Raw genomic sequence first — 23,184 nt, forward strand, 5'->3', positions numbered from 1 at the left:
AGATGCTTCGTCACCGATACCCCGGCTGGAGCGAGCGCCGGGGCCCCTCGGTTCCTCAGCATGACCCATCATTCAGATGGCCGTCCGTCTGCGCATTAGAGAAATTAGCGGTCAGCTGCTTTGCTTGGCGGAGCTGAGCTTGAAGCGGACACGGATCTTGGTCTCGGTCTCGACTGCGGCGCCATCCACCATCAGAGGCTGGAACTTCCACTGCTTCACTGCTTCGAGCGCGGCGTCGTTGAGCAGCGGATGCCCCGAGATCACGCTCGTCTCGACCACATTGCCGCCGGCGCCGACGACGATGGCCAGCAACACATCACCCTCCACGCCGCGCTCGCGCGCCTCCACCGGATACTCCGGCTCGACCTTCGTGCGCACACGGGCAACCGCCGCACTCTCCGATTGCCGGATACGCTTCAGCGCGTCTGGCCGCTGCTCGACGACGCTGGGCGCGGTCGGACTGTCGTCCGGATCTGGCGGGGGCGAAAACGTCAGGTCTTCGGCGGTCTCGGCGAGCTCGACGGCTTCCGTCTCGGTCGCGCCCAGGGCGGAGAGCAGCAGCATGTGTCCATTCACCACGCCGGCGATCTCGACGTCATACAAACCGGGCTCGCCCTGCGCCGCAGCCAGCCGGTAGTCGGCGCGCACGAAAGACCGGCTGTAAACCTCGAGCGGCTGGGGCTGGTGCAGCGGCGTCCGCAGCCGCGCGACGCCGTGGGATTCGTGCTTCGCTTCGTGCTTCGTGAGCCACTTTGCGGCGGGATCGGTTGCCAGGAAGCGCGCCGGGTCGGTGCGCTGGTCTGCCGGTAAGTCCTGTTGCGCGACCGCGTAGAGGGTGAGCCGGCGACGATCATTGCTGTTGCCGGCAGGGCCGTTATTGCGCGGCGGCGGGACAGCCCGAAGCAGCACGCGCAGCGGACCGGCCTCGCCGCCCGGCTCCGCGACCGCGAGCCATCCTGGGGGAAACCGGTAGGCGATGCCGATGGAGCGGTTGACGTAAGCTCCGCCTTCGACCGCGCCCCGCGCCACCACGATGCGCACCTGTGCGGCCGCGGGCATCGGGGATGTGCACGCCAGTAGCAAGGCTAGGAACGGCGCGAATACGGGAAGGCGCAGCGGGCGCATGGGAAAACTTATTCTACCGGAGAGGGCGCCTTCAGCGCCGGGGCTTGAAGTGGGCGGCGCGCCAACCGGCGAGCAGCGTTTCGATGCCGGCGGCGTCACCGGCGGTGAGCACGGCGGAGAGGACGTATCCCTTCATCACGGTGGCGACGATGGTCTGACGGGCGGCGAAATTCGCGCGTGGCTTGTAGTCTTGGCGATAGAACTGATGGCCGCCGATAATGAGCGGCGCCATCTTGCCGACGAGGTCGGCTTGCTTGCTCATCGGGCTGAGACCTTGTCGAGATACTCGGCACCGTTCTTCGATTTCCAATAGGCGGCGTCATCGGCGAAGAGCGTGACCGAGCTGGCGACCTTGGTTGCCGACTTCGGCTCGGAGGCATGGAGCAGCCCATACGAGATACCAGCCCCGTTCTGCGGCATCGCCGACGTCCGGTCGGTGAACCCCGTGGGCAGCTTGTACTCGAAGCCGAAGTAGTTGTTCTGGTAGACGCCGGCGGTGACGGCACCGTCAGCCGGGTTGGGCTTCTTTGCCTGCGCCTGCGCCAGGCAGGCTGCGCACAGGATGCAGAGGATGATGGCCGGTACGGTCGTTCGCATGGCGCGAGAGTGTACGCCGATAGCGGGCAAACGAAAAGGCCGCGCCGAAGCGCGGCCCATCGCAAAGAACTTCCTCAGATCCGCATCGGCATCACGACGTAGCGGTACTTGAAGTCGCCGGCTTCCTCAGGACGCATCTGGCCGGCGGACTGTGCGTCCTTGAACTCGAGGCGCACTTCGCCGCCCGGGGTGGCTTTCAGGAAATCGAGCAGGTAGCTGGAGTTAAAGCCGATGGTGACGGTCTCGCCGTCGTAGCTGGTCTCGAGCGAATCTTCCGACTCACCCGTCTCGGTCGAAGACGACGACACTTTGACCTCGCCCTTTTCAAGCCGCATGCGGATCGCTCCCGAACGCTCGTCGGCGAACTGCGCCACGCGCAGGATGGCGCTGGCCAGGTCTTCCGAGCGCAGGATGACGAACTTGTTGTTGTCCTTGGGCAGCACCGCCTCGTAGTTAGGGAACTGGCCGGTGAGCTGGCGCGAGGTGAGCAGGCGCGAACCGATGCGGAAGAAGAGGGTGGATTCGTCGCGGCCGAACTCAACGTGCTCCACATCCGAGACCGAGAGCAGCGACGAGATCTCGGCCATCGCCTTCTTCGGGACCAGCACTTTCAACTCCCCCGAGACTTCAAACTTTGCCGCGCTGGTCTCGATGTGCGCGAGGCGATGTCCGTCGGTCGCGACCATGGTGATGGATTCCGGCTTGAGCACAAGCAGCGCGCCGTTCAGCGTGTAGCGCGATTCTTCGTTGGAGATGGCGAAGATGGTCTTCGAGATCATCATGCGCAGCACGGCGGCGGGCAGTTTCACCACGCCGGAGGTGGGGAAGACGGGCAGGGCGGGGAAATTCGAGCGCGCCATGCCAATCATCTTCGTATTGGACCGGCCGCTGCGGATCTGCACCCAGTGATTCTCGAGTTGTTTGATGGAGATATCGCCATCGGGCAGCAGCTTCACGTAGTCGTAGAGTTTGCGCGCCGGGATAGTGCAGGAGCCTTCTTTCTTCACTTTGGCCTCACATGAGGTGCGCAGGCTCAGGTCAAGATCGGTGGCGGTGATGGAGAGTTTGTCGCCGGCAGCTTCAAAAAGGAAATTCGATAGGATGGGAATGGTCGTCTTGCGCTCGACCACACCCTGCGTCGCCGTCAATTCTTTCAGCAGGTCGAGCTTGCTGACTGTGATCTCCATCATCGTACCCATTTCCGTGGTTGTGCCTGTACTGGTAGAGGCCATGGCTGAAGGCATTGCGATGCTCCCCAACTGCTCTTTCTTATACCAAATCAAAAAGCTAATAAACCAGTAGTAGCAGTAGGGGCTCAGGAAAAGTGGGAAACATTCCTAATCCACTCACGCGGTACTACTTCACTCCGTCTTACGCTTCCCGATACTCGTCCGATCCACGGTTGGCGCCACTGCGGAACCGGGACGCTACTTCTATTCCAGCCCCGACTCCCACACCTTCCACACGCTATGCACACCGGCAACGTATATAACCGGAGCGTTCAGCGGAAAACACGTGCCAAACTGCCGCTACGTAGTCAAAGTCTCGGTCAGTTTATTGAGCAGCCTGTTCAAATCCTTGTCGTTCTTGCGCACGGTCTCGATCTTGTCGACCGAGTGCATGACGGTGGTGTGGTGCTTGCCGCCGAACTGGCGCCCGATCTCGGGCAGCGAAGCTTCCGTCAGATGCTTGGCCAGGTACATGGCGATCTGCCGCGGGTAGACGATCTGGCGCGAGTTATTCTTCGCCTTGATCTCCGGCACGCGCAACCCGAACTGCTCGGCCACCGACTTCTGAATGGCATCGATAGTCACCTTGCGCGACTGCGCGTCGATGAAATTCTTGAGCACCTGCTGCACCGTCTGGATGTTGATCTCCGTGCCGGTGAGTGAGGAGTAGGCGATGAGCCGGATGAGCGCGCCTTCGAGCTCGCGCACGTTCGACCGGATATTCGACGCGATGAAGAGTGCGACGTCCGTCGGCAGAGCGACGCGCTCGGACTCGGCCTTTTTCTGGAGAATCGCAACCTTCGTTTCGAGGTCGGGAGGCTGGATGTCCGCGATCAATCCCCACTCGAAGCGGTTGCGCAGGCGGTCCTCGATCTCGGCCAGCTCTTTCGGCGGACGATCACTCGCGATCACGATCTGCTTGAGGCCCTCGTGCAGCGCGTTGAAGGTATGGAAGAACTCCTCCTGCGTGCGTTCTTTTTGCGCGAGGAACTGGATGTCGTCGATGAGCAGCACGTCCACGTGGCGATACTTATCGCGGAAGCTGGTCATCTTGTCGTAGCGCAGCGAGTTGATCATCTCGTTGGTGAACTTCTCGCTCGAGAGGTAGCAGATGGCCGCCTCCGGCAAGCGGCGCTTGATCTCGTGTCCGATGGCTTGCATCAGGTGGGTCTTACCCATGCCGACGCCGCCATATAAGAAGAGCGGGTTGTACGCCTTCGACGGACGCTCGGCCACCGCCTGCGCCGCGGCGGTCGCGAACTGGTTGCCGGCGCCGATGATGAAGTTGTCGAAGGTGTAGCGCGGGTTGAGCTGCGCCGCGCCATCCCAGTCAAAGCGGACTTGCGAGCCAGGACGTCCGGCGCCGCCAGCGGATCCTGCCGCGCCGCTGGCTCCGGTACCGACGGCCGCGAAGCCGCCATCGGCGCGGACGGGCGCCGGCGGAGTGAGCTCCTCCTGCGTCATGTACTTCACGTCGGTGAAGCCGAGGTCGAGGCCGTCGATGGCCTCTTGGATGAGGTCGGCATACTTCTCGCCGATGGTGCGGAACTCCGCCGTGGGGACGCGGATGACCAGGAGATCGCCTTCCGCGTGGCTGAAGCGCGCGGGCTTGAGCCAAGTCTCGAAAGAGTGCCGGTTGATCTTCTTCTCGAGCGCGGAAAGGATCCGGACCCAGGGATTGGCAGTCGTGGTAGCGGTGGACGAAAGAGACATATGCCAAGCCTTATCGATCTGGCGCGCGGACGTGTCAGCGCAGCCTGTGAAAAAGTGGTTTCTCGAACAGCAATCCCTGTCGCCTCGGGCTGGATGAAACCGCCAAAGACGTCCGGGACATTGCTTGTTGCTTTATTGCTAAGGCCGCCGCCGGCTGGGCGTCGGGTAAGAGTTCTTGTTTAATCAGTGTCGAAGCTGATCTCGTTTTGACTGAGCCGCATCCTACCACGAAAAAAAATGGATGTGGATAAGTTCGCGCGCCTGTTTTCAAAAAAAATTCTAGCGTTATTATGCTTCGCGCGCGCGCTTGTCAAGTAGCGGTCGAGTAACTGTCGCGACGTTGGTGCAAGCGATTTTTGCTAGAGATATCTTTGCAGGATGTTCAGGTGATGCGCGACGTGTCCCGGGACGATGAAGGCGAGCGCGCGCACGGTGAAGCGGTTCCTCCGCGTTCGTTGCTGATTGCGGCGCGCGTCCTATATACTCGTCGTTTGTTCCTCCGCATTTTTCCTGTTAGGAGAGTAGTCCTCCGATGCCGAAGCGCACATTCCAGCCCAACCGCCGTCGCCGCTCGAAGAAGCACGGCTTCCGCAGCCGTATGAAGACGCAAGGTGGCCGCAAGGTCCTCTCCCGCCGCCGCGCCAAGGGCCGCAAGCGCGTGAGCGTGAAGCCTGGTTTTAGAGAGAAATAGGGCCGTCTGCTCGACCAGCGGACTTCAGCCGTGAACGCGATCCCACAGAGCTTTCCGAAGTCGGCGCGCCTGCTCAAGCGCGCGGATTTTGTTCGAGTGTACGAGAGCGGCCGGCGCCACTTCGGTTCGCACATGACCTTCTTCTATCTCGATCGCAAAACCGACCAGACTGCCGCCGGACGGCCGCGCATCGGCTTCACCGTGAGCCGGGCACTCGGTGGCTCAGTGGAGCGCAATCGCATCCGGCGCCGCGTGCGCGAGGCGGTGCGCATGAACCTGGCTGCGTTCGAGCGCGCGGTGGATGTGGTCATCAATCCGAAACGCTCGGCGGCCAAGGCGACTTTACCCGCGCTCGTGGCCGAGGTCGCCAAAGGATTTGCCGTGATCGAGCGAGGTGCGAAGTGAGACGCGGTCTACAAGCTGGGCTGCAAAATGGGCTGCAAGGTATCTTGCGCGCCTACCAGCGCTGGATCTCGCCCTCGCTTCCGCCCACCTGCCGTTACACGCCGACGTGCTCGCAGTACGCCATCGAGGCGCTCGAGCAGCGCGGCCTGCTGGTGGGGACGGCGCTGGCGGCGTGGCGCGTGTTGCGCTGCCATCCGTTCGTGAAGGGTGGATCAGATCCGGTGCCGGTACCCGCTAGTCATTACCCGGCACCCAACCCGTCACCAACCCCGGCACCGGGTGCGGATCGGATGAAGCGTTGAACGGCGACTTCCAAAACCCGAACGAAGACCCGGGGCTGCAGAAGCGGCTCATCCTCGTGTTTGCCATCACGTTCGCCATCATCCTGGTGACGCAGCCGCTGCTGCGCAAATTCGCGCCGCAGTTGGTGGAGAAACCAAAAGAGGAGCAACAGCAGAACCAGCCGGCGGCAGGCGGCGGCCAGCCAGCCGCTTCATCCGGTCAGCCGGCGGCAAGTGCGCAGCCGGGAAGCGCGGCGAGCAGCTCGAAGCAAGCCGCTGCCCGCACTCCCGTTCCTCCGGTCGAGAACAAGCAGGCTGCGGGAGAGCGCGAGGTCGTGGTCGAGAACGACCTCTACAAGATCACCTTCACCAACCGCGGCGCGCAGGTGAAGTCGTGGATCCTGAAGAGATTCAAAGACAACCAGGGACATCCGCTCGAGCTGGTCAACAAGTACGGCGCAGAGACGGCCGGCTACCCACTCTCGCTGTGGGCCTACGACGAGACGCTGCGCAATCAGTTGAACTCAGCCCTCTACGTTAGGGAGGAGGGAAGTGACGCCGGTATAAAGACGGCGCCCGCCGACCTCACCTTCGAGTACGCCGCCGGCGACCTGAGCGTGCGCAAGTCGTTCCACTTCGGACACTCCTACGAGGTCAGGGTCGAGACCGAAGTCACGCGCGGCGGCGCGAACGTGACGGCGTATCCCGCGTGGCCGGGCGGGTTTGGCGACTCAACCAATCCGGCCTCTTACGGCGCCGAGCGCATCGACTACCAGTACGCCAACAACATCGAACGCCTGGCAGCCAAGAAAGCCTCGGGGGGCGCGACCATCGCCGGCCCGTTCCACTGGGCGGGCGTGATCGACCAGTACTTCGCGGCGATCTTCTTGCCGGACGATCCGCAACATGTGGCGATGATCACGCTGCACAACCAGGCGTCCATCCCGGAAGATCCGGCCAAGCCCGATCCGAACAAGACCATCAAGGTGAGCGTGCTGGGCGCGGCGGTGGGAAATCCCAATGGCAAGACTAGCGCGCGCTTGTACGTAGGACCGAAAGCAGTCGACGTGCTCCAGTCGGTGCATGCTGCAAATGAAGGCCCCAACCTCGAAGGCGCACTCGATTTCGGATACTTCGGCTTCATCTCCAAGCCGCTTTTCCTCTGGCTGAAGTGGACGCAGGAGCACTGGACCTCGAACTGGGGCTGGGCCATCATCGTCCTCACCGTGATCATCAACGCAGCGCTGTTCCCGCTGCGTCTCTCCAGCATGAAGTCGGCGCTGAAGATGCAGAAAGTCGCGCCGCAGGTGAAGGCGATCCAGGAGAGGTACAAGAAGTTCAAGCTCAACGATCCGCGCCGCGCCGCGCAGAACGACGAACTGCAAGCGCTCTACAAGGAGCACGGGGTGAACCCGGTCGGCGGCTGCTTTCCGGTGTTGCTGCAGATGCCATTCCTGTTCGCCTTCTACAGCATGCTGGGGAACTCCATCGAGCTGCGGCACGCGCACTGGCTCTGGATCCACGACCTGGCCGCGCCCGACACACTCCACCTGTTGCCCATCGGCATCATCATCACCATGTTCTTCACCCAGCGCTTCACGCCGCAGGCGGGCATGGATCCCATGCAGCAGCGCATGATGGCCGTGATGATGCCGGTGATGATGGGCGTGATCAGTTGGAATCTATCATCCGGACTCGGACTCTACTGGGCGGTCGGCAACCTGATCGGCCTGGCACAGCAGATATGGATGAACAATACCGAGTTCGGACGCCAGGTGCGCGCGCACGCGGAAGAGCGTGCCCGCAAGCCGCGGAAGTAAGTACATAAGGAGCTAGAAAAGCACATGCCCCTCGCCGACAAAGTCGCTGCCGCGAAACAGCTCGACGGGTTGCTGAAACGGCTCGTCCCCGCCGCTGGGTTCGAGCTCAAGTGGCGCATCACGGTGGATCCGGTCGTCCCCGAAGGCAGCGTCGAGCGCCCCACCATCCTGGTAGAGCTGGGCGGGCCGGACTCTCCCGCGGTGCTGGCGCAGAACGCGGAGCTGCTGCGCGCGATCGAGCATGTCGCGCTGAAATCGCTGCGCCTGGAGTCGGAAGAGCACGACCTGGTGATATTCGATTGCCGCAACTATCGCGCCGGGCGGCTCGAAGAGTTGACGCAGGCGGCGGGACACGCCGCCGAGCGCGTCCGCCAGACCGGAACCCCCTACAGCTTCTCTCCCATGTCGGCGCGCGAGCGTCGCATCGTTCACCTGGCACTGCGCGAGCAGCCGGACCTTGCCACCGAGAGCGAAGGCGAAGGCGCGCGGCGCTTTGTTGTGGTCTACCGGAAAGACGCCTAGGACCCCGGGCCTTGCCGCAGGCAGCGCCTACAAGACAAACATAGCGATGGCAGCGCCGAACATCGCGACCGCCGTCGCGCCGACCGCGACGCGGCTCAGCCATGAGCTGGGCTGTCCATTCATCAGCTTGCGGTCCGACGCGACCAGCAGGATCCCCACCAGCAGGAACGGCGCCAGCAGGCCGTTGATGACCGCGCTCCAATAGAGCGCCTGCACCGCGCTGAAGTGGGTGAAGTCGAGGATCACGCCGATCGCGGTAGAGATCAGGATCACGGTATAGAACGAGCGCGCTCGGCGGAGCCGCTGATCGAGCCCCTGCTTCCACCCGAAGGTCTCCGCGAACGCATATGCCGCCGAGCCGGTGAGGGTCGGGATAGCGAGCAGGCCGACGCCGACGATGCCGACGGTGTAAAGCAGGAATGCCAGGTTCCCGGCCAGCGGACGCAGCGCCGAGGCCGCCTCGTGCGAGGTCTCGATGTTGGTGACGCCGGCGCGATGGAGGGTAAACGCCGCCACCAAGATGATGAAGTACATCACGAGATTGGAGAAGAAGGTGCCCGTGCCCACGTCCATCCTGCGGGTACGGATCTCACGCCGCGTCGCGCCGCGGCGCTGATGCACCGTGTGCCGGCCCTTGTGCTTCTCCTCTTCCACCTCCTGCGAGGCCTGCCAGAAAAAAAGATACGGGCTGATGGTGGTACCGAGGATGGCGACCAGCGTCTGCCAACCCAGCTTGCCTTGCGGAATGCGCGGGACCACGGTGTTGCGCAGCGCGTCGTGCCAGTCCACGCGGATGACGAAAGCAGCCGCCACGTACGCGAACAACACGAGCGCCAGCCACTTCAGCGTGTTGGCGATCTGGTGGTAACGGAAACGTACCGTCGCCCAGGAGATAAGCACGGCGAACAGGAACACCCAAAAGTGGGAACTGATGCCGGAGAGCATCGCGGCGGCGTCCGCCATTCCCGCCAGGTCGGCGCCTACGTTGATGGTGTTGGCGGCGAGCAGTCCAACCACAGCGGCCACCAATACGGGACGCGGCAACTTCAAGCGAAAGGCGGCCGCCAGGCCCCGGCCGGTCACCATGCCGATACGGGCGCACATGTTCTGCACCGCGCCCATCAAGGGCCAGGTGATGAAGGCCGTCCACAGCATGCCGGTGCCGAGCTGCGCGCCGGCAATGGTGTAGGTCGCAATGCCAGAGGGATCGTCATCCGCCGCCCCGGTTATCAGCCCCGGCCCTAGCGCTTGCCAGAAGCGGCGAAGTCCATGCAGCGCTCCGCGGCGAGCGGGAGCGTCGGCGGTGGCGGTGGGTGTTGGCATGTTTCGCGTTTCGCGTCTCCAGTTCCACCCTACCAGCCGGTAGCAGAAGGCGAAAAGGAAAAGGTTCAGTCCCCGCGAATTCATGAGGCGGTCGCAAATTGGCTAGGCGCACCGGCTCGCCTGTGGCAAACTGCGCCCTAGCACGGGGTTTCTCTCTGTGCTCCGGGAATCTATGGCCACTATCGCCGCGATGCTCGCCGAAGCGCCGTTGTTCTCCCTGATGGACGACGAAGAGCGCAGTGCGCTTGCCGAGCGCATGGAATCGCGCTCCATCTCGAAGGGCGAGACCATCTTCACCCGCGGTGACGTGGGCGATTCGCTCATGCTGGTAAGCCAGGGGCGCATCCAGGTCCACATCGAGACGACCGAGGGAACGAAGGTCATCCTGGGCGAGGTGAAAGCGGGCGAGATGCTGGGCGAGATCTCGCTCTTCGATCCGGGCGCGCGCAGCGCCACCGCCGTGGCGGTGGAAGACACTGAGATGCTGGTACTCGAGCACGACCACTTCTGGGAGGTCCTGCAGCGCAAGCCGCACATCGCCCTCGACATCCTCGCGGTCATGGGGAAGCGCTTGCGCGCCACCGACGAACTGTTGCGCACGCAGGCCTCGCAGAACGTGAACGACGTGATCGAGATCGAGACCACCACCTTTCAGCGCGTGGCCGACTGGATCGCGGAGTTCAGCGGCAGCATGACGTTCCTGGCGCTGAATTTCATCTGGTTCGGCTTCTGGATCGCCTTCAACGAGTTGCCGCTCGGCGTGCCGCAGTTCGATCCGTTTCCTTTCGGACTGCTGACCATGATCGTCTCGCTCGAGGCCATCTTCCTCTCCTGCTTCGTCCTCATCAGCCAGAACCGCCAGTCGCAGAAGGACCACGTGAAGTCCGACCTGGAATACCAGGTCAACCTCAAAGCCGAGCTGGAAGTCGCCCAGCTCCACCACAAGGTGGACAGCGTCTACGAGGCGATGCAATCCCACTTCGCCAAGCTGGAAAAGGATAGACGCAGCCAGGAAAAGGGCGCGTCGAGCTGAGGCACCCGCCTGCGCCTCAGGCGATGATCTCGCGCAGGCGTCCCGACTTCACGTCGTAGACGAAGCCGCGTACCGGCGTCTCGCGGGCGATCCAGGGATGGGAGCGCAGCTTCTGCAGCTGCTGGCGCACGTTGTCGTCCACGTCCTTGAATCCAAAAAATCGCTCCGGAGCGGCCGCGTCGGACCCGGTACGGGCGACCACCAGGCGGCGCAGCTCGTCTTCCGAGCGCTCCATCAGGCCACAGTCGGTGTGGTTGATGATCATGATCTCTTCGGTGCCGAGCAAGTGGTGCGAGACCACCAGCGACCGGATGACGTCTTCGGTCACGATCCCGCCGGCGTTGCGCAGGATGTGCGCGTCTCCGGTCGCGAGGCCGAGCGTCTGCTTCTCCAGGCGCGTGTCCATGCAGGTGAGCACCGCGAGGCGTCGCTTGGGCCGCGGCGATACGTGGCGCAGCTCGTGCTGGCGGGCATACTCTTCATTGGCGCGGATGACTTCGTCGATCACGCTCATGGCGCAACATCATACGGCCAACAAACGGCCAAGGCCCAGATGGTCAAGGGTGAGCGCGGAGCGAGCGCCGTACAGCGCGAGCAAAGCGCGAGGGCGCAGCGGCGTCCGCCGCGGAGCCCTCGAGGAAAGACATTCCTTGACTTCGCGGCGCTATCGGCAGTAGCTTCCGCCCACTATTCACCGTTCTGGGGGTGGCCAATGGATGGTGCAAGCAGCCAAGCCGGCCTTTATTACAAACACTCCGGCAAGTTCTCGCTCGGGGGCGTGCTTTTCACTGTGGTCGTGGGCTCGCTGATCGCGTGCTTCTGCGCGTACCTCTACGCCTACGTGACGCTCTACCTTCCCTTCATCATCATCAATGCCTTCGTCGCTTGCATCTTCGGCGCGCTGTGCGGCGTGACTGCGGCGGCGCTGCTAAAGAAGAAGAAAGTCCGCAGTGACGCGGTCGCGCTAGTCGTGACCTTGATCGTAACCACGGTCGGCTACTACTACAGCTGGGCGGTCTGGTTGTGGGCGATGCTGCGGCGGGGTGGCGCTGATCTGCATCTGTCCGATTTCGTTGGCGTCGTGCTTCAACCCTGGCTGGTCTGGAGGCTGGTGTTAGAGATCGCCGGCGCACGCACCTTCCAGCTCCGTAGCCTCACCATCAGCGGCATCGGAGTCGACCTGGTTTGGCTCGCCGAACTGGGCCTTATCTTTGGGTTCTCGCTCTACGTCGCCTACAGCTACATGGAAGAGGAGCCGTTCTGCGAGAGCTGCGAGGCCTGGGGCACGAAGAAGGAGAAGGTGCTCGAAGCCGTGACGCAGGATGCGAATGAGTTCAAGCAGCGCATGGAAGCGAAAGACTTCCGCTATCTCGAGAACGCGGGCCCGCCCAACGGCGAGAGCACGGAGTGGCAACGCATCGACGTGTTCTCCTGCCCGCAGTGTGGCAGCTTCCACACCATGGATTCCACGCAGGTAAAGATCAAAGTGGAATCGGGCAAGCGCAAGGAGAACACCAAGGTGACGGTGCACCACTTGCTGCTGACGGCGAGCGAGGCGGACGCGCTGCAGAAGCTGGGCGCGAAGATGACGCCGCCGCCGGCGCCGGAAGTGACGAAGACAGAGGGCGCGTCCGCCTAAGCAGGCGGGCGGGGCCGTAGAGAGTGGCCACGCATTCCTCGACCGGTCCTCCGCGCCCGCGGCGGGCGCCGATGACGATTTCGTCCTACTCGCCTGCACCGGCCGCCTTCGCTTCTTCCTCGCGTTCCACGATCTTCGACTCGGCCGAGTAGAAGCGCTTCATCAGGATGGCCCCGCCGACCGCCACGAAGCACACCACCACCCAATACAGATAGCTGCCAAAGGGATGGATAGGCGCGGCCTCATAGGGGTCGATCCCCATCAGCGGATAGACGTTGCCGAGCAGCGGCTCGATCGAGCGCATGTCGCCTTCCGCGTCCATGTAGGCGCGGAAGTTCGAGGCATACGGGATGTAGAACATGAACATGGTGTACGACGACAAGAACAGCAGGATGGGCATGTAGTTCTCTGCCATCGTCACCAGGTTGAAGATGCGGCCTTGTTTATCGGTGCGCACCCAGCGCTTCATGTTCACGTAGCCCAGGCAGAGCAGGGTGAGCAGCGCGAACACGGCGGTGAGCGAGGCGCACACCATGATGACCAGGCCGCTCCACAGCGTGTTGGAGCGCCGGTTGAGGATGTGGCGGAATTCGTTGTTGGCGAACTGCGCACGCTGGTGATCGAGGTTCAGTGCGATCACGGCATCCTCATTCTTGGTGTCGCGCAGACCGTCGTGCAGCGGCTGGTAGGCGATTTCTTGCACGGCGCGCCCCATGATCTCTTCGATAGAGGTGGCGGCGCCGTTCTCCAGCAGGTGTCCGAAGCGATAGATAAGGTAGCCGTCGTGGATCAGCTCGGGATAATGCTTGCCGTCGGCGTTGCGATCCACCGCCGCCTGCATGCGGTAATGCGCATAGTTACGCAGGTCGGTCAGGTGGGGGATGGGATAGTCGACCACCAGCATGATGAGCAATCCGGGGCTCTCCCAATCCTCTTTCTTCAGCACGGCGCGTTCGGAGAGGAAGCGTTGCACGGCATAGCCATCGTACTTCGGCGCATTGAATGCGCCCTGCATCGCGCCCAGCCAGTCCTTCTTTTCCGCCAGCTTCTCGATGGAGTAGCGGTCTTTCACCTTGAAGAGCACGACCGGGGCGGGATCGCGCCGGCGGTAGATCTCGGCCATCAGCAGGTAGCTGATGGCGTTATCGCTGTCGTACTCCATCGCCTTCTTCGCCATGGCGTCGATGGCGGGCGAATCGTGCTTCTCCCACAAGTAGCGCAGCGCGACGTGCGAGTAGAGCCAGCCCTTCGCCGGATCCTTGATCACGGCCGCATCGGCCAGGCCCATGGCCTCGGCGGCGTCGGTGCCCGGCCAGTGCAGCGCGGCAAAGGCCAGGCCATCGGCATCGCCTTCGGCACGCGCGCGCTCACCCAGGGCGCGGATCTTTTCCGCGCCGATGGCGTCGGTGGGAGTGAGCGTGAGCCGGCTGCCGCTGATGCGGTACTGCATCATCGGCATCGACAGTGCCCAGCGGAAATCCTGCATGAAGAAGAAGCCCACGGAAAGGGCCAGGAAGAGCCAGCTCATGTATCGGGTACGGCGCATCACCCACCTCCGGAAAGATCGGGGATCGGCCTGCTGGAAGTACGCCGCTGAACCTTGGGGAAGGTCGTCGCCTTATATGTCGGACGAACACGGCAAGTCAAGCAGAAGGGCTCGCGGCCCGCATCCCGACGCAGGCTTTGGTATGGTGGAGAGCGATGCTTTCGAAGTTCATGTCGCGCAAGTGCGTGCCCTACACCCCGGTTACGGCAAAGCTCGCCGAACTTACCGTCGCGCTGGTGAGCTCGACCGGCGTCTACCTGGATGGCCAGGAGCCGTACTCGGATAACGGCGACGAGACCTACCGCGTGATCCCGGGCGACGCCGCGACCTCGCTGCTGCGCTTCAAGCACGGCCACTACGACACGGCGAACGCCGAGCGTGACGCGAACAGCGTGTTCCCCCTCGATCGCCTGCGTGAGCTCGCGGCGGAAGGTTTCATCAAGTGCGTCTCCAACAAGCACGTCGGATTCAAGGGCTACTCGCCCGACCTGAAGGCGCAGTATGAACGGCTGGCGCCCGCCATCGCCGCCGAGATCGAGCGCTCGCAGGCGGACGCGGTCGTGCTCACCGGCGGTTGACCGGTCTGCCATCGGGTGATCGTTGCGGTGCAACGAGAGATTGAAGCGAAAGGGATCCCGACGGTGCTCATCACCGTCTCGCCGGAGGACTCGCGTCCGATGCGTCCGCCGCGCGCTGTCCACCCCATGGGACACAGCCTCGGCCGCGTTCTCGGCTCCGCTGGCGAACGCGATCGCCAGATGCGCGTGCTGACCGAGGCGCTGCGCCAGTTCGAGTTCCAGCACGTCCCGGGGACCATAGTTGAATTCGAACCCTAGCTGGCCCGCGCGGTGGGGACTCAGTCCTGCCGGACGCCAGCATTTACAATCGCGGACGCGTGTCAGCCAGCGATCAGTCCGCGAGCAGCTCCGCGTTCCGCATCGACGCGCGCTCGGCCGCGGGCGGCCGCGCGGGCTCCCTGATCACGCCGCATGGCGAAGTAGAGACGCCCGTCTTCCTGCCGGTGGGCACCGCCGGCACGGTGAAGAGCGTGGCGCAAGACGTGCTCGAAGAGCTGGGCTTTCAACTGCTGCTCGCCAATACCTATCATCTCTACCTGCGTCCGGGGCACGAGCTCATCCGCGACCTAGGCGGACTGCACCTCTTCATGAGCTGGGAGCGCGCGCTGCTCACCGATTCCGGCGGCTACCAGGTCTTCTCCCTCGGTGACCTGCGCAAGGTCACCGAAGAGGGTGTGGACTTCCGCTCGCATCTGGATGGCGGCTCGCACTTCTTCACTCCCGAACGCGCGATGGAGATCCAGATCGCGCTCGGCGCCGACGTTACGATGGCCTTCGACGAATGCACCGAGCATCCCGCCGAGCGCAAACGCGCGCGCGATTCCATGGAGATGACGCTGCGCTGGGCGCGGCGCAGCAAGACGTACTTCGAGGAGCACAAGCATGAGGTGCCCTGGGGGAAAGGCGTTTCCCGTTCCTCGTTTCCCGTTTCTCGAAAAGGCGGGGAGTCCGCTCATCGAGAAACCAGAAAGGAGAAACCAGAGACCCAGGCCTTGTTCGGAATCATTCAGGGCGGGATGCACGCCGACCTGCGGCGCGAATCCGCCGAGCGCACCGTCGAGATCGGCTTTGCGGGATACGCCATCGGCGGACTCAGCGTAGGCGAGCCGCCTGAGTTGACCGACGAAGTGGTGGCGGCGACGCTGCCCTACCTTCCGGCGGATAAGCCGCGCTACCTGATGGGCGTGGGCTATCCCGACCAGATCGCGAAGTACGCCGCCATGGGCATCGACATGTTCGATTGCGTGCTGCCCACCCGCGCCGCGCGTCATGGGCTGCTGTTCACTTCGTCTGCCGCAGACCGGGGACGGTTGCAGATCAAGAATGCGCAGTTCGCGCGCGATGAAGGTCCGGTGGATCCCAACTGCGGATGCAAGGTGTGCGCGCGGTATTCACGCGCCTATCTCCGGCATTTGTATAGCGCCAACGAAGGGCTCGCGGCGGTGCTGAACTCCATCCACAACCTGGCCTATTACCTTGACACCATCCGGAGCGTCCGGCATTCTATAAGGCTTGGGGATATGGCAGGATCGCATTCTGGTTGAGTGATTCCCATCCTCGGCGCGGCCCGTGCAGCGCCTGCAGGTCCCATCGAAGCGGAGGGTGAGCGCCCTCGGAGTACTGTTCCCGGTAGGTAAAGCCAAAGGAAAGTTGCGCCCTGCCCGGGCGCTGGAACATTCGGAGCCTTGGTGCTGATGTCGAATCTTGCGGTGTGGTTACAGACTGGCGGCGCGGCCGGCATCGTCGGCTTTTTGCCGCTCATCCTGATCTTTGCGGTGTTTTATTTCCTGCTCATCATGCCGCAGCAACGGCGCCAGAAGAAGTGGCAGCAGATGCTGGGCGAGCTGAAGGCCGGGGACAAGATCATCACCTCGGGCGGCATCCGCGGCACCATCCTGTCGGTGAAAGAGGATGTGGTGCAGTTGCGCGTCCCGCCCGACAACCTGCGCATCGAGGTGGCGCGCAGCGCGATCGTCTCGATGGCGGCGGAAGAGAAAGCTTCATAACGTTTGGTGGTCATCCAGGTAAGGACAAAGCGGCCCGGTAACTCATGAAGAAGAACCTCACAGTCAAGACGCTCGTGATCATCGCGGTGATGCTGGTGTTCCTGTACGGCATCATCGGGATCCCGAAGAGCTGGTCGAGACAGGGTCTCGCCGACGCGATCCAGCAGAATATCCACCTCGGCCTCGACCTCCGGGGCGGCACCCACCTCATCCTGCAGGTGATGGTGAACGACGCGGTCAACGCGGAGACCGACCGCGCGGTGGAGCGGGTGCGCGAAGGCCTGCGTGCCAAGGGCGTGACCGCCGTCGATATCAGCAAGCCCGACCCGGTGAACCAGCCGGAGAAGATCGTGGTCTCGAACGTGGCGCCCGACCAGACCACCACCGCACGCAACGTGCTGGCGGAAACGGTGCCCGAGTACGACATCGCCTCGGGTGCGGGCAGCTTCACTGTTTCCATGAAGCCCGCGGCGGCGAGCGATTTGAAGACGCGCGCCATCGAGCTGGCCATCCAGAAGATCCGCGAGCGTGTGGACAAGCTGGGCGTGAGCGAGCCGGTGATCCAGAAGCACGGTCTGGGCGAGAACCAGATCCTGGTGCAGTTGCCCGGGGTAGACGATCCAGCGCGCGTGAAAGACATCATCCAATCCACCGCCATGCTCGAGATCCGGCAGGCAATGGATTCCACGCCCTACAAGAGCGAGACCGAAGCGCTGCAAGCGCACAACGGCGTGTTGCCGCAAGGCGCCGTGCTGATGCACGGGCGCAACGTGCAATCCACGGCGGCGGAAGACTCGGTGTTCGTCATCTCGCGGGCTTCGGCCGTCGCCGGACACGACCTGCGCGAAGCGCGCTCCGACAAAGACGAGACTGGGCGCCCGCAAGTCTCGTTCCTGCTGACGCCCGACGGCGGCAAGCGCTTCGCTGCCTTCACCCGCGCGCACATCGGCGATTCGCTCGCCATCGTCCTCGACAACCGCGTCATCGAGGTAGCGACCATCCAGTCGGAGATATCCGATTCCGGCCGCATCACCGGCGCCTTCACCGAGCAGCAATCGAAAGACCTTGCCCTGGTGTTGAACTCGGGCGCGCTGCCCGCCTCGATGCGCTACCTGGAAGAGCGCACGGTGGGGCCGTCGCTGGGCGCGGATTCCATCCGCCAAGGCGTGACCGCCGGCGTGATCGGCGTACTCGCCGTCATGGTCTTCATGCTCTTCTACTATCGCGGCGCCGGCATCAACGCCGACCTCGCGCTGTTGCTGAACCTGATCATCCTGCTCGGCTTCATGGGCTTTGCCGGCGCGGTGCTGACGTTGCCCGGCATCGCGGGCGTGATCCTCACCATCGGCATGGGCGTGGATTCCAACGTGCTCATCTTCGAGCGCATAAGAGAAGAGTTGCGCAATGGCAAGACGGCGCCCTCGGCGGTGGAGCAGGGCTTTGGACGCGCCTGGGTGACCATCCTCGATACCCACGTGACCACCATGGTGTCGGCGCTCATCCTGTTCCTGGTGGGAACGGGGCCGGTGCAGGGCTTCGCCACCACGCTGTTCTTCGGACTCGCCGCCAACCTGTTCACCGCGGTCTTTGTCTCACGGGTGATTTTCGACGCCATCCTCAACCGCAAGCAGAGGGGCGAAGCGCTGAGTATTTAGAGCAAACCAGTATTTAAGAGAAGCAAGGGACTCAAGTGGAACTATTTCGTAACGCAAATATCGACTGGTTAGGGAAGAAGTGGTACTTCCTCGGCTTCTCGCTGATCTTCAGCCTGGCCGGCGTACTCAGCATGCTGTTCTGGCACGGCTTGCCGCTGGGAGTGGACTTCAAGGGCGGCACCCTGGTGTACGTGAAATTCACCAGCGCGCCGCACGAGGACGCCATCCGCGCCGCCACCGACCGCGCGGGATTGAAAGACGCGCGCATCCAGCGCTATGGCGACCCGCGCAACAACGAAGTGCTCATCGGGCTGGAGCAGCGCGCCACGAATGAGGCGGCGCTCGACGCCGGCAAGAACGCCATCATCAAAGCGCTCGAGCCCGCCGACGCTCCCAAAGACAAGCAAGACCTGAACAATGCGGGCTTCGCGACCATCCGGGACTCGCTGGTCTCGAGCGACCCGCTGCCGAATGGCGGCGGCGAGCAGGTCTACGCCGGCCTCGCCCGCAAGATCGTGGAGACGCGCGATAAGACCAAAGGCGGCGTGCTCAACTCCAGCGACGACCTCAAGGGCGTGGTCCCTGACCAGGTGCTGGCGGGGCTGAAGCAGAGCTTCTTCACCTCGAGCTTTGCCGTGCGCAACGTGGAAATCGTCGGTCCCCAGGTCGGCGAGCAGCTCCGCTCCCGCGCGCTGTGGGCAGTGGGCCTCTCGATGGCGGGCATGCTGGTCTACCTGTGGTTCCGTTTCGAGCTTATCTATGGGGTGGCGGCGGTGGTCGCCGTGGTCCACGACACGCTCATCACGGTGGGCGCCTTCTCCTTGATGAATAAGGAGATATCCCTTACGGTGGTGGCCGCCATCCTGACCCTGACGGGTTATTCGATGAACGACACCATCGTGATCTTCGACCGCATCCGCGAGAACGTGAAACTGATGCGGCGAGAATCTTTGGCGGAGATCGTTAACCGTAGCATCAATCAGACCTTAAGCCGTACAATCCTCACCTCCGGCCTCACGTTCCTGACGGTACTCTCCTTATATCTTTTTGGCGGAGAGGTATTACACGGGTTCTCCTTCGCCCTGGTAGTCGGCATCCTAATAGGTACCTATTCTTCGATCGCGGTAGCGGCCCCCATGCTGGTCGCATATCAGGACTGGCGTGCGCAAAGATCAGGACGCGGCCCGGTGCCGGTCTCAGCAGAAGCCGGCAAGCGGCAGAAGGTGCGCGTCAAGGCATAGTCCCCATCACCCGTCCCGCTTGGCGCGACGGCGTTCGCCGGTTGCGATAACGGGCACAAATCCGGCCCCGACGGTGTCAATACGCAACAGGGAAATAGCTAGCACGGGAGAGCTAAGGCCATGTTTGAAGACAGCCTGATCGAATCGGCGGGCAAGCTGAAGACCAAGCGCGGAGTGACGACCGCGTTCTCGTTCGTGGTCCAGATCATTCTTATCGGCGTGCTGATCCTCATCCCGCTGATCTACACCGAAGCGCTGCCCAAGCAGCAGCTCATGACCTTCCTGGTGGCGCCGCCACCGCCGCCACCGCCGCCACCGCCGGCCGCGGCGCCGATGAAGGTGGTGAAGCAGATCCAGTCGGAAGTGATCAACGGCGCCCTGCGCACCCCCACCAAGATCCCTGAAAAAGTGAAGATGATCACGGAAGAGGAAGCGCCACCCTCGGCCGGAGTATCAGGCGTGGTGGGTGGCGTCCCCGGTGGAATCGCGGGCGGGCAGATGGGCGGCGTGATCGGGGGCATCATCAGTTCGACCCCGATGTCCGTGCCCAAGGTGGCGACGCCGCAGCGGGTGCGCGTCTCGGGTGGTGTGACCGCCGGCAACGCGATCTACAGTCCCAAGCCGCAATATCCGCCGATCGCCAAGACGGCCCGCATCCAGGGGTCGGTCGTGTTGCATGCCGTGATAAGCAAGAATGGGGCGATTGAGCAGCTACAGGTGGTCAGCGGGCATCCTATGCTTACGCAGTCGGCTCTAGAGACTGTACGGCAGTGGAAGTACAAGCCGTACTACCTCAATGGCGAGCCGGTGGAAGTGGACACCACCATCACCGTGAACTTCACGTTGGGTGGCGGCGGATAAGCCCAAAAAGGATTCTCGCGTGGAGGTCTCGCTCGGCGGGACCGCCTTCGCAAAATGCCCCGCACAGCAGCGCATCTCCAACCCGCGGGGCCGGCCCATGTGACTCCAGAGTTTCCAGATCCGTTCTGAGCGGATCGAAGTAAGCGGATCAAGATGTCGGTTCAAAGTTCTGAGGAGGAAAGGAACAACTCATGCTTTTCGTGATTCTTTCAACGTTCGTAATGACCCACATGCCCACGCTGGCGGCATTCTTCCAGGAAAGCGGCGAGCCGCAGATCGGCTGGGATCCCATCTCGTTATGGCGGCAGATGGGCTGGCTGGCCCGTTCGGTCGTCATCGTCCTGTTCATCATGTCCGCGTGGTCGATCGGCGTGATGATCGACCGCTGGATCGCCTTCAGTGGCGCCCGCAAGCAATCGCGCATGTTCGCTCCGCAAGTCGCGGGTGCGCTGCGTGAGGGCAAGATCGAAGAAGCCCTGCGCGTAGGCGAGCGCTATCGCAAGAGCCACCTGGCGAAGGTCGTCACCGCCGGGTTGCAGGAGTTCAAAGCCCACCAGGACTCGCCGGACATCCCGGGCGAGGACATCGAAGCCTCCAAGCGCGCGCTCGAACGTGCCGAAGCCATCGTTCATGCCGAGCTGAAGCGCGGCCTGGGCGGCCTGGCCACCATCGGTTCCACGGCGCCGTTCGTCGGCCTGTTCGGAACCGTGGTCGGCATCCTGAACGCGTTCCGTAAGATGTCTTCGGAGAAGGCAGCCGGCCTGGCGTCGGTCGCGGGCGGCATCTCGGAAGCGCTGGTCACCACCGCGCTCGGATTGTTCGTCGCCATCCCCGCCGTCATGATGTTCAACTACTTCACCGGCAAGGTCGAAGCGTTTGACGTGGAGATGGATAACTCCTCGAGCGAGCTCATCGATTACTTCCTGAAGCGCAGCGGCCGTGCCCGCCGGGCATAAGCCAGGAGCCTTTTCATGGCATTAGCAAAACGCGACGAAGGATCGAAGATCAACAGCAACATCAACGTCACGCCGATGGTGGACGTGATGCTGGTGCTGTTGATCATCTTCATGGTCGTGACGCCCATGCTGCAGCACGGCATGAACGTGAACATGGCGCAGACCACGAGTCCGCGCGACATGCCCGACGCCGACAAGGAAGACGCCATCCTCATCGCGGTGATGAGCGACGGCAAGGTCTTCCTCGGCACCGACCAGACCACTCCCGACCAGTTGGCGCAGAAGGTCCGCGACAAACTGGCCAACCGGACCGACAAACGCGTCTACATCAAGAGTGACGCCCGCGCGCGCTATGGCGTGGTGGTGGATGTGGTCGATAACGTTCGCTCGGCCGGCGTGGACCAGGTAGGGTTGCTCACCGACCAGCGCAAGACTGCCGCCCCGCCACCGCCTCCAGCGGGCAAACCGCCCGCCGGCGGCACCGGGCCGGGGAATTGAGGATACCGATATGTCAATGAATATTGGCGGTTCCTCAAGCGGACCGCAGTGCGACATCAACGTGACCCCAATGATCGACGTGTTGCTGGTGCTGCTGATCATCTTCATGGTCATCACGCCACTCACGCCGAAAGGCCTGGATGCGCTCGTCCCGCAGCCTCCTCCGCCGGACCAGCAGAAGCAGCCCGAGCCGCCGGACCGCACCGTGGTGGTGCAGGTGATCAAGGGGCAAGCGGGCGGACACTCCACGCTCAAGATCAATCAGGACGACGTCACCTGGGACCAGCTCCAAACGCGTCTCGAAGAGATCTACAAGACGCGCGCCGAGAAGGTGATGTTCGTGAAGGGTGATTCGGATATCCAGTTCGCCGAGGTGGCGCAGGTCATCGACATCGCCCACGCCGCCGGTGTGGACAAGGTCGGCCTGATCACCGCGAAGATCGAACAGGGCGGCTAAAGCGGCCGCGAGCGGTTGACGAGGCGGCGGGCAGGATGCGGTCGCATCCTGCCCATCGTTCCGTCCGGAGCGCAGGCCCGCAACGGCACGCAAGACCACTCCTACTTTAGGAAGACCGAAGACAGGAAGACAGAAGACGATGAAGAACTCCACCCGACTCGCCCTCGCGCTGGCAACGCTCGTCCTGCTTGTGACCGGGGTGGGCTGCAACAAGCTCCGCGCCCGCGATCAGCTCAACAAGGGAGTGCAAGCATACAAGGGCGCGAAGTACGAGCAAGCGATCGGTCACTTCAAGCGGGCCGTCGAGCTCGATCCCAAGCTCATCAACGCGCGCCTCTACCTGGCCACCGCTTACGCCAACCAGGTCATCCCTAACGTGGATACGCCGGAGAACATCGCGACGGCCCAGCAGGCCATCGACGAATTCCAGCACGTGCTCGAACTCAATCCCAACCCCGAAGCCAAGATCAACAGCATGAAGGGTATCGCTTCGCTGTATTTCAACACCCTGCGCCTCGACCAGGCGCGGGAGTGGCACCAGAAAGTGCTGCAGGTCGATCCCCAGGACCACGAGGCTTACTACTCCATCGCCGTCATCGACTGGACCAAGGCGTACAAGCCGCGCATGGAAGAGCGTGCCAAGCTGGGCCTGAAGCCGACCGAGCCGCTCAAGGACAAGCACGTCTGCCAGCTGCTCCGCGAGAAGAACCAGGCCGCGGTGCAGGAAGGCATTGACGCGCTGCAGAAGGCGATTCAAATGAGGCCTGACTACGACGACGCCATGGCCTACCTCAACCTGCTCTACCGCGAGCGGGCGGATATCCAGTGTGACGATCCGGCGGCGCAGCAGGCTGACCTGGCGAGCGCCGACGAGTGGGTGAAGAAGACGATGGACACCAAGCGCGCCAAGGCGGAGAAGGCGGCGCAGGCGGCGGGTGGCATCGTGCTCGACGAATCGCAGAAATAGTCTTTCGCAGCAACCCACGGCCCCAATCCTCCTCAGACAGA

Annotated in this window: 26 protein-coding genes; 18 read left to right on the forward strand and 8 right to left on the reverse strand. The window is 63.0% G+C overall.

Annotated features, from left to right (window positions below):
• Positions 1-111 precede the first annotated feature (111 nt).
• The 5 genes from M3P27_09495 to dnaA all read right to left on the reverse strand — a co-directional run bounded on the left by M3P27_09495 (position 112) and on the right by dnaA (position 4,664).
• Positions 112-1,059: an energy transducer TonB gene (locus tag M3P27_09495; protein MDP9268540.1), complete on the reverse strand. Its 948-nt coding sequence runs from the start codon at positions 1,057-1,059 to the stop codon at positions 112-114.
• Between the two features lie 97 nt (positions 1,060-1,156).
• Complete coding sequence (locus M3P27_09500) at positions 1,157-1,387, reverse strand: hypothetical protein (protein ID MDP9268541.1); 231 nt, start codon at positions 1,385-1,387, stop codon at positions 1,157-1,159.
• Positions 1,384-1,722 (reverse strand): hypothetical protein, encoded by a 339-nt coding sequence (locus M3P27_09505; GenBank protein MDP9268542.1) that lies wholly within the window; start codon positions 1,720-1,722, stop codon positions 1,384-1,386. Before M3P27_09505 ends, M3P27_09500 begins: the two co-directional genes overlap by 4 nt.
• Positions 1,723-1,796: 74 nt before the next feature.
• Positions 1,797-2,921, reverse strand: a complete 1,125-nt coding sequence (dnaN, locus tag M3P27_09510; GenBank protein MDP9268543.1) for a DNA polymerase III subunit beta — start codon at positions 2,919-2,921, stop codon at positions 1,797-1,799.
• 330 nt (positions 2,922-3,251) lie between these two features.
• Complete coding sequence (gene dnaA / locus M3P27_09515) at positions 3,252-4,664, reverse strand: chromosomal replication initiator protein DnaA (protein MDP9268544.1); 1,413 nt, start codon at positions 4,662-4,664, stop codon at positions 3,252-3,254.
• A gap of 532 nt (positions 4,665-5,196) precedes the next feature.
• Between dnaA and rpmH the strand changes: the two genes are divergently transcribed.
• From rpmH to M3P27_09540, 5 genes are read left to right on the forward strand one after another with little or no spacing between them, the layout of a single operon-like run.
• Positions 5,197-5,355 (forward strand): 50S ribosomal protein L34, encoded by a 159-nt coding sequence (rpmH, locus tag M3P27_09520; GenBank protein ID MDP9268545.1) that lies wholly within the window; start codon positions 5,197-5,199, stop codon positions 5,353-5,355.
• Positions 5,356-5,385: 30 nt separating this feature from the next.
• On the forward strand, positions 5,386-5,760 hold the full coding sequence (gene rnpA / locus M3P27_09525) for a ribonuclease P protein component (GenBank protein ID MDP9268546.1): 375 nt from the start codon (positions 5,386-5,388) through the stop codon (positions 5,758-5,760).
• A complete protein-coding gene (gene yidD, locus M3P27_09530) occupies positions 5,757-6,062 on the forward strand; it encodes a membrane protein insertion efficiency factor YidD (protein ID MDP9268547.1) in 306 nt (101 codons plus the stop codon). Before rnpA ends, yidD begins: the two co-directional genes overlap by 4 nt.
• A complete protein-coding gene (yidC, locus tag M3P27_09535) occupies positions 6,059-7,861 on the forward strand; it encodes a membrane protein insertase YidC (protein MDP9268548.1) in 1,803 nt (600 codons plus the stop codon). Before yidD ends, yidC begins: the two co-directional genes overlap by 4 nt.
• A gap of 24 nt (positions 7,862-7,885) precedes the next feature.
• Entirely contained in the window at positions 7,886-8,383 is a 498-nt protein-coding gene (locus M3P27_09540; protein MDP9268549.1) for a single-stranded DNA-binding protein, read from the forward strand.
• A 27-nt stretch (positions 8,384-8,410) separates the two neighbouring features.
• Here M3P27_09540 and M3P27_09545 read toward each other — a convergent pair whose 3' ends face one another.
• Positions 8,411-9,706 carry a divalent metal cation transporter gene (locus M3P27_09545; protein MDP9268550.1) on the reverse strand — a complete coding sequence of 432 codons (1,296 nt, stop codon included), beginning with the start codon at positions 9,704-9,706 and terminating at the stop codon, positions 8,411-8,413.
• A 172-nt stretch (positions 9,707-9,878) separates the two neighbouring features.
• Here M3P27_09545 and M3P27_09550 point away from each other — a divergent pair, with 172 nt between their 5' ends.
• The gene (locus tag M3P27_09550; GenBank protein ID MDP9268551.1) at positions 9,879-10,739 is read left to right on the forward strand and encodes a DUF1003 domain-containing protein; all 861 of its coding nucleotides are present in this window, start codon (positions 9,879-9,881) and stop codon (positions 10,737-10,739) included.
• 16 nt (positions 10,740-10,755) lie between these two features.
• On the opposite strand, the gene M3P27_09555 is transcribed toward M3P27_09550, so the two are convergent.
• Positions 10,756-11,253 carry a carbonic anhydrase gene (locus M3P27_09555; protein ID MDP9268552.1) on the reverse strand — a complete coding sequence of 166 codons (498 nt, stop codon included), beginning with the start codon at positions 11,251-11,253 and terminating at the stop codon, positions 10,756-10,758.
• 198 nt (positions 11,254-11,451) lie between these two features.
• Between M3P27_09555 and M3P27_09560 the strand changes: the two genes are divergently transcribed.
• A complete protein-coding gene (locus tag M3P27_09560; GenBank protein ID MDP9268553.1) occupies positions 11,452-12,378 on the forward strand; it encodes a hypothetical protein in 927 nt (308 codons plus the stop codon).
• 85 nt (positions 12,379-12,463) lie between these two features.
• On the opposite strand, the gene M3P27_09565 is transcribed toward M3P27_09560, so the two are convergent.
• Positions 12,464-13,924, reverse strand: coding sequence for a hypothetical protein (locus M3P27_09565; GenBank protein ID MDP9268554.1), 1,461 nt, complete (start codon positions 13,922-13,924; stop codon positions 12,464-12,466).
• Between the two features lie 155 nt (positions 13,925-14,079).
• Between M3P27_09565 and M3P27_09570 the strand changes: the two genes are divergently transcribed.
• The 11 genes from M3P27_09570 to M3P27_09620 all read left to right on the forward strand — a co-directional run bounded on the left by M3P27_09570 (position 14,080) and on the right by M3P27_09620 (position 23,143).
• On the forward strand, positions 14,080-14,502 hold the full coding sequence (locus M3P27_09570) for a glycine/betaine/sarcosine/D-proline family reductase selenoprotein B (GenBank protein ID MDP9268555.1): 423 nt from the start codon (positions 14,080-14,082) through the stop codon (positions 14,500-14,502).
• A gap of 27 nt (positions 14,503-14,529) precedes the next feature.
• Positions 14,530-14,760, forward strand: a complete 231-nt coding sequence (locus M3P27_09575; protein ID MDP9268556.1) for a hypothetical protein — start codon at positions 14,530-14,532, stop codon at positions 14,758-14,760.
• A gap of 59 nt (positions 14,761-14,819) precedes the next feature.
• Complete coding sequence (locus tag M3P27_09580; protein ID MDP9268557.1) at positions 14,820-16,046, forward strand: tRNA guanosine(34) transglycosylase Tgt; 1,227 nt, start codon at positions 14,820-14,822, stop codon at positions 16,044-16,046.
• Between the two features lie 150 nt (positions 16,047-16,196).
• The gene (yajC, locus tag M3P27_09585) at positions 16,197-16,508 is read left to right on the forward strand and encodes a preprotein translocase subunit YajC (protein ID MDP9268558.1); all 312 of its coding nucleotides are present in this window, start codon (positions 16,197-16,199) and stop codon (positions 16,506-16,508) included.
• 44 nt (positions 16,509-16,552) lie between these two features.
• On the forward strand, positions 16,553-18,163 hold the full coding sequence (gene secD / locus M3P27_09590) for a protein translocase subunit SecD (GenBank protein ID MDP9268559.1): 1,611 nt from the start codon (positions 16,553-16,555) through the stop codon (positions 18,161-18,163).
• 35 nt (positions 18,164-18,198) lie between these two features.
• Complete coding sequence (gene secF, locus M3P27_09595) at positions 18,199-19,404, forward strand: protein translocase subunit SecF (GenBank protein ID MDP9268560.1); 1,206 nt, start codon at positions 18,199-18,201, stop codon at positions 19,402-19,404.
• Between the two features lie 120 nt (positions 19,405-19,524).
• Complete coding sequence (locus M3P27_09600; GenBank protein ID MDP9268561.1) at positions 19,525-20,265, forward strand: energy transducer TonB; 741 nt, start codon at positions 19,525-19,527, stop codon at positions 20,263-20,265.
• Between the two features lie 230 nt (positions 20,266-20,495).
• Positions 20,496-21,221, forward strand: a complete 726-nt coding sequence (locus M3P27_09605; protein MDP9268562.1) for a MotA/TolQ/ExbB proton channel family protein — start codon at positions 20,496-20,498, stop codon at positions 21,219-21,221.
• Between the two features lie 15 nt (positions 21,222-21,236).
• Positions 21,237-21,719, forward strand: coding sequence for a biopolymer transporter ExbD (locus M3P27_09610; GenBank protein ID MDP9268563.1), 483 nt, complete (start codon positions 21,237-21,239; stop codon positions 21,717-21,719).
• Positions 21,720-21,729: 10 nt separating this feature from the next.
• Complete coding sequence (locus M3P27_09615; protein ID MDP9268564.1) at positions 21,730-22,176, forward strand: biopolymer transporter ExbD; 447 nt, start codon at positions 21,730-21,732, stop codon at positions 22,174-22,176.
• Between the two features lie 139 nt (positions 22,177-22,315).
• Positions 22,316-23,143 (forward strand): hypothetical protein, encoded by an 828-nt coding sequence (locus M3P27_09620; protein ID MDP9268565.1) that lies wholly within the window; start codon positions 22,316-22,318, stop codon positions 23,141-23,143.
• Positions 23,144-23,184: the final 41 nt, after the last annotated feature.

This window comes from Acidobacteriota bacterium (assembly GCA_030774055.1).
Lineage (GTDB): Bacteria > Acidobacteriota > Terriglobia > Terriglobales > Acidobacteriaceae > JACPNR01.